We start from the raw sequence: 2685 nt of genomic DNA on the forward strand, positions 1-2685 counted from the left end.
TAGGTCAGTGGATGTAATGGCAATGGCCAAGTACTTTTTGTCAGGACTGAGCGAGATGTGGTGCGGAGCCACTGCCTCCCGAAGCTTGATTGTTTCCGTTACCTGTTTGTTGTCAAGTTTAATGACCGACACATTATTGTCCTGACCGTTAATAACATAAGCGGCCTTATAGTTAATGGACAGCGGCAGCTGCTCTACTTCGTCGTCATGGTCGTCGCAGCTACTTAAGAAAATAGCACTGGCTATCAGGCCCAGGCATAAGGTTTTTGAGAGATTTTTGTTGAATTTATTCATATGGTAAATTGATTTAAAATATATTCAGAATCTATTACTAGTAGTAAGCATACTGCCTGTGCCTACTGCTGGCTTTAAATGTCCAGTTGAAAATAAGCTGTGATTTGAAAGTTAAATATCAGTCTTTGAGCTGATCGATAGGCTTACGGGCCGGGCCTCCTGCGTTGCGGTAGCGGAGAGGCGTTACCCCTGTGATCTCCTTAAACTGTGTCGATAAGTGCTGCACACTTTTGTAACCTAGTCGGTAGGCAATCTGACTCACTGATTCCTGGTTATACTCCAGCAGTTCTTTTGCCCGCTCAATCTTCTGAAGAAGGATGTAACGGCTCAAAGGCATTTCTTCCAGCGCCTTAAAAGTAGAACTGATACTCGCATAGTCTTTCATGAACTCATCTGACAGAAAAGTCGATACTGTGGTGTTGAGCAGGGGAAGTTTATCTTGGTAAATCAGGTCAATGACAGCCATTTTTACCTGCTCTACCAGCTCTGATTTGCTATCGTACAGGAGCTCGAATTCATTTCTTTCGAGCACGTACTGAATAGCCTCTTCTGTAACAGCTACAGAAGCGCAGACAGTGGCCCTACCAAGCTCTACCTCGAATACAGGCAAACCGATGGATTCGAGTTCCTCCCGCACTACTTTGATACAGCGCGGGCATACCATGTTTTTAATGTGCAGTACTCTTTGTTGCTTACAATCACTTTTGTCCATAATAGATAGGAAAAAAGGAGCGCCCACTTGTAGTTGAAATGGGCAATGATCCTGTTGTTGTACGTTGATTTACGGAATTTCGGAGACAAGCTGGCTTACACGTGTGGACACAGTGGTGCCGGTTGCCTCTTGGTGGAGGTCATAACCTATCGTAAATCAAACAGGATAAGGGATTGCAGAAAGATCCGTATGTCGGGTATCTTGGGAGGGAGGTCCTCAGGAGGCGCATGCGAAACTGCCTCCATAGCAGCCTTTGGAAAGCAGCTGTAGAAAGCATAGGCGAGCAGCGCCAGCGGACTGGGCTGGCCTTTGACAACTGCAGACCAGCCTGAGTCCACAGAGGCTTTTAGAAAGGGAGTATCAGACTGCTCTGAGCAGCAGCTGTTGTTCGAATCGCCCTCACCATCATGGTGATGTGATGATGTATCTGCTGTAGTATTGATGTCGTGAGAGTGGCCATGGCCATCGTTTTCCTGATTAGCATGCGCATAGGCAGGGGGGGCTAGCTTTTGTATCAGGTGTGGGAGGCTGCAGGCCAGCTGAATGAAAAACAGGTTCAGGAATACCGCTAAAAGCAGCAGTCCCGCACTATGTCTTTCTCTTTTCTTGGTTCCCTTCAACATATACTTCTACCAATGCGTCTGCACGGATGTATCTCTGCTTGTCTGCAAATATACACTGCAAATTTGAATATTAAAATTCGTTATCCCGCAGAATATCAATAGAATGTGTTTAGAATTATGTAAAAACTAACTTGAGATCTATAAAACTGCTTCAGTAAGGGATGGGTATAACTAAGGACTTATAACCAAATAAAACACACTATGAACATAACTATGAATAGAGAACTGGTTTCTGTGCTTGCCGAATGTGCCGCCGCCTGTAACTATTGTGCTGTTTCCTGTCTGCAGGAAGAAGACGTGAAAATGATGGAGCGCTGTATCAGACTTGATTTGGATTGTGCCGCCATCTGTAAAATGGCGATGGATTATGTATCCCGTGACTCGACTATGAAGCGGGATGTGCTGGACCTGTGCGCCAGAGTATGCCGCGAGTGCGGTGCCGAGTGTGAGAAGCATTCGCACATGGAGCACTGCCGTATGTGCGCTGAGGCTTGCCGACGCTGCGAGCAGGCTTGCCAGCAGGCGTAGTCATCTTTACCATGTTGAAGTGTATACTTCAGAAAATTTTACCCTGATTGCCCCTATACCTTATAGGAGTGGTCAGGGTATTTTTACTATAGCACGCTTGTGCAGCTAAAATAGTCGCTGCAATAAGATGGGTCTTAATAAGTAAGTTTTATGCATTTTTAACTACTTAATCTATTATTTATGAAAACAAAATTTATCAGTATTAGGAGCTTAGCTCTAATGGTAGTTGCTGTCTTTGTGTTTAGCAGCTGCGAAAAAGAACAGGATGTTGTTAGCCCGTTAAGTGCCAGCGCAGAGCAAGCTGCCAAAGGTCCTAACTGGGAGAACGATAAAGCATTTGATAAGGAAATGCAGCAGATCATCAACTCCATGATGAAGATGATGAACCAGATGGAAATGACCTGCGACCCGGACATCGATTTTGCCAACATGATGATCATGCACCACGAAATGGGAATTAAAATGGCCGACCTGGAACTGCAGTATGGGCATGAGCCGGAAGCACTGGAACTGGCCGAGAAAACGAAG

Annotated in this window: 3 protein-coding genes and 1 pseudogene; 2 read left to right on the forward strand and 2 right to left on the reverse strand. The window is 45.4% G+C overall.

The features are described 5' to 3' along the window. Both LWP20_RS18035 and LWP20_RS18040 read right to left on the reverse strand, forming a co-directional pair. Positions 1–294: pseudogene (locus LWP20_RS18035) on the reverse strand (hypothetical protein); the annotation flags it as partial. 118 nt (positions 295–412) lie between these two features. After that, complete coding sequence (locus tag LWP20_RS18040) at positions 413–1006, reverse strand: helix-turn-helix domain-containing protein (protein WP_242929576.1); 594 nt, start codon at positions 1004–1006, stop codon at positions 413–415. Positions 1007–1830: 824 nt separating this feature from the next. Here LWP20_RS18040 and LWP20_RS18045 point away from each other — a divergent pair. Together LWP20_RS18045 and LWP20_RS18050 are read left to right on the forward strand one after the other, a co-directional pair. After that, entirely contained in the window at positions 1831–2157 is a 327-nt protein-coding gene (locus LWP20_RS18045; RefSeq protein WP_242929577.1) for a four-helix bundle copper-binding protein, read from the forward strand. 219 nt (positions 2158–2376) lie between these two features. Then, positions 2377–2685, forward strand: a 309-nt coding sequence (locus LWP20_RS18050) for a DUF305 domain-containing protein (RefSeq protein WP_242929578.1), incomplete at its 3' end; no start/stop codon positions are given.

The sequence above is a fragment of the Pontibacter vulgaris genome (genome assembly GCF_022758145.1).
Lineage (GTDB): Bacteria > Bacteroidota > Bacteroidia > Cytophagales > Hymenobacteraceae > Pontibacter > Pontibacter vulgaris.